Source organism: Streptomyces sp. NPDC046977 (assembly GCF_040644455.1).
Lineage (GTDB): Bacteria > Actinomycetota > Actinomycetes > Streptomycetales > Streptomycetaceae > Actinacidiphila.
The window spans coordinates 185,286-192,360 of sequence record NZ_JBEYWO010000020.1 but is presented as its reverse complement, the minus strand read 5'-3'; the positions used below and the strand labels follow the sequence as shown (position 1 = coordinate 192,360).

At 72.7% G+C, this 7,075-nt stretch carries 8 protein-coding genes; 6 read left to right on the top strand and 2 right to left on the bottom strand.

The annotated features are described in order from the left end of the window. Positions 1-147 precede the first annotated feature (147 nt). Together ABZ883_RS27780 and ABZ883_RS27775 are read left to right on the top strand one after the other, a co-directional pair. Positions 148-1,554, top strand: a complete 1,407-nt coding sequence (locus ABZ883_RS27780) for a helix-turn-helix transcriptional regulator (RefSeq protein WP_360910719.1) — start codon at positions 148-150, stop codon at positions 1,552-1,554. Positions 1,555-1,871: 317 nt separating this feature from the next. Further along, positions 1,872-2,168, top strand: coding sequence for a WhiB family transcriptional regulator (locus tag ABZ883_RS27775; RefSeq protein WP_360910717.1), 297 nt, complete (start codon positions 1,872-1,874; stop codon positions 2,166-2,168). A gap of 18 nt (positions 2,169-2,186) precedes the next feature. Here the strand turns inward: ABZ883_RS27775 and ABZ883_RS27770 are convergent, their stop codons facing one another. Continuing rightward, complete coding sequence (locus ABZ883_RS27770; RefSeq protein ID WP_360910714.1) at positions 2,187-2,534, bottom strand: hypothetical protein; 348 nt, start codon at positions 2,532-2,534, stop codon at positions 2,187-2,189. A 145-nt stretch (positions 2,535-2,679) separates the two neighbouring features. On the opposite strand from ABZ883_RS27770, the gene ABZ883_RS27765 reads away from it, so the two are divergent. The 4 genes from ABZ883_RS27765 (at position 2,680) to ABZ883_RS27750 (ending at position 6,130) form a co-directional block, all read left to right on the top strand. Then, on the top strand, positions 2,680-2,910 hold the full coding sequence (locus ABZ883_RS27765; protein WP_360910712.1) for a DUF5133 domain-containing protein: 231 nt from the start codon (positions 2,680-2,682) through the stop codon (positions 2,908-2,910). A gap of 145 nt (positions 2,911-3,055) precedes the next feature. Then, positions 3,056-3,415, top strand: coding sequence for an STAS domain-containing protein (locus ABZ883_RS27760; protein ID WP_360910710.1), 360 nt, complete (start codon positions 3,056-3,058; stop codon positions 3,413-3,415). A 682-nt stretch (positions 3,416-4,097) separates the two neighbouring features. Further along, positions 4,098-4,745 (top strand): SIMPL domain-containing protein, encoded by a 648-nt coding sequence (locus ABZ883_RS27755; protein ID WP_360910709.1) that lies wholly within the window; start codon positions 4,098-4,100, stop codon positions 4,743-4,745. Between the two features lie 179 nt (positions 4,746-4,924). After that, the gene (locus tag ABZ883_RS27750) at positions 4,925-6,130 is read left to right on the top strand and encodes a glycoside hydrolase family 64 protein (protein WP_360910707.1); all 1,206 of its coding nucleotides are present in this window, start codon (positions 4,925-4,927) and stop codon (positions 6,128-6,130) included. On the opposite strand, the gene ABZ883_RS27745 is transcribed toward ABZ883_RS27750, so the two are convergent. After that, positions 6,123-6,965 carry a GntR family transcriptional regulator gene (locus ABZ883_RS27745; protein ID WP_360910705.1) on the bottom strand — a complete coding sequence of 281 codons (843 nt, stop codon included), beginning with the start codon at positions 6,963-6,965 and terminating at the stop codon, positions 6,123-6,125. The genes ABZ883_RS27750 and ABZ883_RS27745 overlap by 8 nt on opposite strands. Positions 6,966-7,075: the final 110 nt, after the last annotated feature.

Genomic DNA, 7,075 nt, shown 5'->3' with positions numbered 1-7,075 from the left:
CCGGCGACAACAAGAGCGTCGGCGCCCCCGCCCTCCGGGCACAACGCACAACGGCACCTCCGCAACGGTGGAACCGTCCCAGGCCCTGTGACCTCTTCTTATGGGAGTGCCTGGGATGCCGTCCCGGGACGCCGAGTGGGAGAAGCGATGCCGTCCCAGGACGAGGTGGAGGAGTTCGCGGCGCTGTTGCGGCGTCTGAAGGCCCGCACGGACCGCAGTTACGCGGCCCTCGCGCGCCGCCTGAACATGAACGCCTCGACGCTGCACCGGTACTGCACGGGGGACACCGTGCCGCTCGGCTTCGCGTCGGTGGAGCGGTTCGCCGCGATGTGCGAGGCCACTCCGGCCGAACGGATCGAGCTGCACCGGCGGTGGGTCCTGGCGGTGGCGGCACGGCAGCGGCCCCGGACCGAGGACGCCGGGGCGCGCCCGGCGGGCGGCGAGGGCCCCGCGGACGATGGGGCGGCCGAACTCACGCCCCGGGCAGCCGCCGTTCCCGTCGCCACGACGGCCGCTGAGATCGTGCCCTCGGCACCGTCCGGTCCCTCACCCGGTCCCTCACCCGGTCCGCGGCGAACCCCTGCGGACAGCCTTGCCGGCTCGTCGCGCGAGCACGACCCAACGCCACCTGCCACCCCACCGGCGCCCCGGTCATGGCGGCGTGCCACGGTCGCCGCGGCTGTCGTGACCGCGACGATCGCCACCCTGGGCAGCCTGTCCCTGCTGCTGTCCGGGCACTCCGGGGCCACTGGCGACAAGCGGGCGTCCGGCACGACCATCACGCAGGCGGCCGGCGTACGGCACCACACCCCCGCACCGTCCGCATCCGCCTCCTCAACGCGAGGGCGGCCGACCGGCGCGCCCTCGCCGAAGGCACCCCCCGTGAGTGAGCGCTCAACGAGCCCGTCCCCGAAGGCCTCCGCCAGGGTCTCCCCCGCCGCTGCGCCCCTCACCTGGACCTCGGACTCCCAGCTCTGGGACGTCGGTTGCATGCACGACTACGTCATCGACAAGCCACCCCAGCAGGTACCACCACCACCCGCCCCTCAGGACGCCACGCCTTGGGCCCGCACCCAAGGCGCGGTCCACGGCGGCCGCATACTCCTCTCGATCTCCGTCCAGGGGCGAACGGACACCGCCGTCGTCCTGGAAGCACTGCGGGTCCGCGTCATCGGACGTGCCGCCCCCGTCAAGGGCACCGTCTACTTCACCGGCCAAGGCTGCGGCAGCGACATCAGCCCACGCTCCTTCGCCGTGAACCTCGACAAGGACCGGCCCATCGCCCGCCCCGTCCCGGGCAACGACAGCGGAACGACCACCCCGGCGCTGCAGATGCCCTATCGGGTGTCCTCGAAAGACCCCGAAGTACTGTTCGTCGACGCCCGAACCACCAGTTGCGACTGCCGCTGGTACTTGGAGCTCGACTGGTCCTCACAGGGGCGCACCGGCACCGAACGCATCGACGACCACGGCCTGCCGTTCCGCACCAGCAGCATCGAAGGCCTGCCGCACTACTGGTACGCGAACCGGAAATGGACCCCGATCACGAGCTGAGCAGGGTCAATGGCAGATCCGGCCACCGCCCCCGACAGCGGTCGCGTGCCGAGCGGAGATCCGTGAGGCGGCGCCGCTGCGTCCCGGTGCACGAGCCGCACACGTCCATGCGGTCCACGGTGAGCCCAACGTAAGGGTTCCGGCGCGGCGTTGCGTCCTCGGTCCGCTTGACCCGCATCGCTCCCGAGGCCGTCTTCTCCTCTACCCGGGTCTACCCGGGTTCCCGTCCGCCGCCGCATGGGTCCCCTCCGATCGGGTACCCGACGTCTCACAACGACGTCCGCAGCACTCCGTACCCGTCTCCGAAAGGAGTTGTCATGGGCTGGTGGCGAAGCGCCGCTTGTTCCGACGAGGATCCCGAACTGTTCTTCCCGGTCGGTGCGTCAGGGCCGGGGGCCGCCCAGGAGGAGCGGGCCAAGGCGGTCTGCGAGCGGTGCCCGGTGGAGGAGCAGTGCCTCCAGTGGGCCCTGGACAACGGCCAGAACCCGGGCATCTGGGGCGGTACGACCGAGGACGACCGACGGGCGATCAGGCGCCGCCGGGCACTGCGCCGGTCGCGCGCCGCGTCGTCACCGTCCGCCCCCCGCAGGGACCGCCGGCCCGCTGTCCGCTGAGCCCGCACGTCGCGTCGATCACCCGGTGCGCGGTCTGAAGTTCCGCGGACGGGTCGTCCCCGGCCGCCGGAAGGCCACCGTGACGGCGAGCAGCCAGCTCACCCCGAACGCCACCGCGAAGCCGGGCTGCCAGGTCAGCACGGTCGCGACCAGCAGGGCGAGCGACACGGCCACGAGCATCGCGACGAGCAGCACCCGCGGCCGGAGCCGCCACGTCCACCGGTCCCGCAGGGCGTCCATCGCCCGGTCACGGGGCGTCAGACGCATGGTGCGCAGGCGCCGTTCGAGGACCGCGTCGGTGCTCAGCAGCCGCTCCATCCCCGCCAGCGTGCGCCTCTCCTGGTCGGACAGTTCCGAGCTCCCCATTGCCGGCACCTCCGCGGATCGCCACCACCCATGCCTGCCATGTACCCCGAATGGAGGCGGGGAAGGCGGGTATCCGGTTTCCGGTGGCCGTCCTCCGGTCCCTCGCCGGCTCCGGAGTCCGGTCGGCGGCGGAAGGAGTTCGATCATGCTGGTGGCGCATCCCGTGGTCCTGTACATGCTCGTCGAACGGTACGAGTCGCTGTGCGTGCGGCCGGCGGGCGAGGGGGACGGCGAGACCCGCCGCAGGCACAGGGAGGACCTCGCCGCCGCCCTGTGCGCGGCCACCGGCGCACCGACCGTGGAAGCGGCGCTGCGCGCGGCCCGCAGCCTGCTGCCGCGAACGGGCGGCGAAGCCGGCGAACCACTCGGAGCCTGAGGATCGGGCGGTCCTGCGGACGACCGGTCGGCGCGGTGTGGCGGTGTCGTGAAACGGCCGGTCCGCGCCCTGCGTCACTTGACGCGACCGGTGGGCGGCCCGAACCTGAAGGGGATCGAGCGTTCCACCCCACTGGGAGCTCCCTGTGCCGCCCCTCCCCCCACCCCGTCCCGCATGGGCCGCCCACCGGCTCACCGTCCGCTTCGGCGGGGCCGAGGACCGGCCGCTGGCCATCGTCGCCGGTGAGATCGACCAGGACGGCGCCGAGGCACTGCGGCATGCGCTGGAGTCCGTGCTGGGCGACGGCACGAACGGCCCCGGCGGCCTCGACGTCGATCTGCGCGAGGTCTCCTTCTGCGACTGCGCCGGGCTCAACGCCCTGCTGCGGGTCCGCCTGCACGCGCTGGACAGCGGCCGCACGGTCACGCTCAGCGCGGTCAGCGGGCAGGTGGGACGGCTGCTGTCGCTGTCCGGCACGGAGGAGCTCTTCGCCGCCGCCGCGTAGAAGCGCCGCCGCCACGGGCCGTGTCACCGCCGCGGCTCCGGGTACGCGACCCTGGAGAACCCCTCGATCCACCTCCGAGGAGGACCAGGTCATGACCGACCCCGTGCCCCCGAGCCCCGTCCCCTCTCCGGGTCCCACGGGCCCCGGCCCGGGCCCTTCGCCCGGCCCCCTGCCGCCGCCCGTCGGCCCCGACCCCGTACCGCCGGAGCCGCCGCGTCCCGGCCCCGAACCGGTGCCGCCGGACCCGTCACCGCCGGGTCCCGGACCGGAGCCCGGCCCGCTGCCGGACCCCGGTCCGAGCCCCGCGCCCGCCACCTGACCGCGGGAGCGGGGAACGCCACGGCCCCCGGTGTTCGACTGACGGAGTGTCACCGTGGGCCAGGGATCCGGACGGCGCGCCGCGGTTCGTCGTCCGGATCGACGGCACGCTCAGGAACTGGGACGTCCCCCCAGGGCCCGTCCGGCAGACTCCCGCCGAGGACCATCGGCCGGCGTACGCCGACGTCGAGGAGGTCGTCCTCCGGGACACAGGGACGGACCGGCCGCGGACGACCACCCCTTCGCGGCCATGCCCCGTCCCGGCTCGACGGCGCCGAACCCGCGCCGCAGGCGACTCCGCCGCGCGGCCGCCGGACGGGCGCTGATCTTCGGAACCGGGGGCCGTCCTGGTTGGATGGATGGCATGAGCAGCCATCAGACCATAGACGCCCCATGGGGCATATCCGTGTTCGGTGCGGCCAGTGTGGACGCCGCGCCCGATCTGGCCCGGCTGCGCCTGGCCGTCGTACAGACGCGACCGACTCCCGGTGAGGCGTTCGAGGTCACGCGGGACGGCACCAACCGGATCCGGGAGGTGCTGCGCAGACACGGCGTTCCCGACGCGGCCGTGTCCTCGTCGCGCCTGAACCTGCGATCCTCGTGGACCTACGGGAACGAGCGCACGTTCCTCGGTTACGAGTGCACGGCGTCGTTCGTGATCGAACTGCGCGAACTGGACCTCCTGGAGACCGTGCTCATCAACGTCGTCGAGGCCGGGGCGAACCACGTCGAGGGCGTGGAGTTCGACGTCAGCACCAAGAAGGACCTGCGTGCGCGGGCCCGCAAGGCCGCTGTTGCCGCCGCCCGGGAGAAGGCGGCCCTGTACGCGGAGGCAGCCTCCGTCCGGCTCGGCCCGGTGATCCACGTCAAGGACGTGGACTCCGAGCAGATGCGCAACACCTACCGCAGTCACAGCAGTGGCAGCGGGGCCGACGGCGAGGGCGATCTGACACCGGGGAAGATCACGGTCTCGGCCGGTGTGGTCATCGGGTTGTCGATCATCGGCGGCTGAGGAGAGCGGCCAACGCGGCGCCCGGCCGCGAGAGCGGCCGGGCCCGTCGCACGGCAACACGCGTCCCGCACAAACGACTTGGCAACAGCGGATTGACAGTGCGCGCTGTGGCGCGGAGATTTGAGAGCGCTCTCATCGGAGCGCCCGCATCCTCCACCCCCCACACGAGGAGGAACCACATGCACGCCCGAGTCGCTCAACGCGGAGTCCTCGCGGTGCTGTTCGCCGCGCTGCTGGTGGCCGTCGGCCTGACGGCCCTCGGCGGCACGTCCCGCGCCGGCGCCGCCGTCCCGGCCACCATCCCGCTGACCGTCACCAACAACTCCGGCCGGACGGGGCCGGTGTACCTGTACAACCTCGGCACCCAGCTGTCGACCGGGCAGCAGGGCTGGGCCGACGCGAACGGCACGTTCCACGCCTGGCCCGCCGGGGGCAACCCGCCGACGCCGGCACCGGACGCGTCGATCGCCGGGCCGGCAGGCGGCCGGTCGGTCACGATCCGCATGCCCAAGTTCTCGGGGCGGCTCTACTTCTCGTACGGCCAGAAGCTCGTCTTCAAGGTGACGACGGGCGGCCTGGTCCAGCCCGCCGTGCAGAACCCGAGCGACCCCAACCGCGACATCCTGTTCAACTGGACCGAGTACACGCTCAATGACGCCGGGCTGTGGATCAACAGCACGCAGGTGGACATGGTCTCGGCGCCCTACGCGGTCGGCGTCGGGCTGGCCGACGGCTCCGTGAAGACCACCGGGCACCTCAAGCCCGGCGGGTACACCGGCTTCTTCGACGCGCTGCGGGCCCGGGGCGGCGGATGGGCCGGCCTGATCCAGACCCGTTCGGACGGCACCGTGCTGCGCGCCCTGTCCCCCGGCCACGGCATCGAGACCGGCGCGCTGCCGCGCACGGTCATGGACGACTACATCAACCGCGTCTGGCAGAAGTACACGACCTCCACCCTGACCGTGACCCCGTTCGCGAACCAGCCCGGCACCCGGTACTTCGGGCGTGTCTCGGGCGGCGTCATGAACTTCACCAACTCCTCCGGGGCGGTGGTCACCTCCTTCCAGAAGCCCGACAGCGACAGCGTCTTCGGCTGCTACAAGCTGCTGGACGCCCCCAACGACCTGGTGCGCGGCCCGATCTCCCGCACCCTGTGCGCCGGGTTCAACCGGTCGACGCTGCTGGTCAACCCCGGCCAGCCCGACACGAGCGCGGCGAACTTCTACCAGGACGCCGTCACCAACCACTACGCCCGCGCCCTCCACGAGCGGATGGCCGACGGCAGGGCGTACGCCTTCGCCTTCGACGACGTCGGCAACCACGAGTCGCTGGTCAACGACGGCAATCCGCAGCAGGCGTACATCACGCTGGACCCGTTCAGCTAGTCCGCGGCTGGACGTCCCCGACGAAGGAGGCGAGCGTGCCGGCCGGTGCGGCGCGCTCGTCCGGGGGCATCCCGGGGTGGTGCCCGGCCGGTGCGGGCCCCGGCGGTACCGTGCCGGCCAGCGCGAGCCGGGACACGATGCGGTAGCGGTCGCCGCGGTAGAGCGAGTGGACGTACTCCACGGGCTGCCCCTGCGCGTCGCAGGTGAGGCGGTCGAAGAGCAGCGCCGGGGAGAGCACGGGCACCGCGAGCAGCCGCGCCTCCTCCTCGTTGGCGACCGTGGGCTCGATGGACTGGACGGCCTCGTGCACCTGGACGCCGTGCCGGTCGCGCAGGAAGGCGTAGAAGTCCCCGGACTCCATGTCGGCGGCGCGCAGTCCGGGCACCAGGCCGGCGGGCACGTGCAGGTACTCCACGGCCATCGGCTCGCCGTCGACCAGCCGCAGCCGCGCGATGTAGACGATCTCGGCGGCGGGCGAGATGCGCAGCTTGCGGCCGACGCGCGCGCCCGCCCGCACGGTGGCGAACTCCAGCACGCGGCTGAGCCAGTCGCCCCCGGCCTGGGGCAGGGTGAAGACGGAGGCCCCCTGGGCGAGTTCCTGGGTGATCTTCGCGGGGGCGACGAACATGCCGCTGCCGTGCCGGCGGACGAGCAGGCCGGTGTTGACGAGTTCGTCGACGGCGGAGCGCACGGTGGGCCGCGAGACGTCCAGCCGCTCGCACAGGGCGCGTTCGGAAGGGATCGGTGTGCCGGGCGCCTGCGACTCGACGAGCTCCAGCAGATGGTCGCGGACCTTCTCCCGCTTCAGCGGCGACCGCGGCGCCTCGCCCGTCATGGATCAGCCCCCGTTCCCTGCCCGGCAGTCGCGGCGTACGGCGCAGCGCCGTACGGTGCGAGGCTAGCCAGTTGCTGACCAGTTCACCAGTGGTTCCGGCCCAACCCGTC

Coding starts and splice junctions, on each gene's coding strand:
- ABZ883_RS27780 (WP_360910719.1), top strand. CDS start 148: ATGCCGTCCCAGGACGAGGTGGAGGAGTTCGCGGCGCTGTTGCGGCGT.
- ABZ883_RS27775 (WP_360910717.1), top strand. CDS start 1,872: ATGGGCTGGTGGCGAAGCGCCGCTTGTTCCGACGAGGATCCCGAACTG.
- ABZ883_RS27770 (WP_360910714.1), bottom strand. CDS start 2,534: ATGGGGAGCTCGGAACTGTCCGACCAGGAGAGGCGCACGCTGGCGGGG.
- ABZ883_RS27765 (WP_360910712.1), top strand. CDS start 2,680: ATGCTGGTGGCGCATCCCGTGGTCCTGTACATGCTCGTCGAACGGTAC.
- ABZ883_RS27755 (WP_360910709.1), top strand. CDS start 4,098: ATGAGCAGCCATCAGACCATAGACGCCCCATGGGGCATATCCGTGTTC.
- ABZ883_RS27750 (WP_360910707.1), top strand. CDS start 4,925: ATGCACGCCCGAGTCGCTCAACGCGGAGTCCTCGCGGTGCTGTTCGCC.
- ABZ883_RS27745 (WP_360910705.1), bottom strand. CDS start 6,965: ATGACGGGCGAGGCGCCGCGGTCGCCGCTGAAGCGGGAGAAGGTCCGC.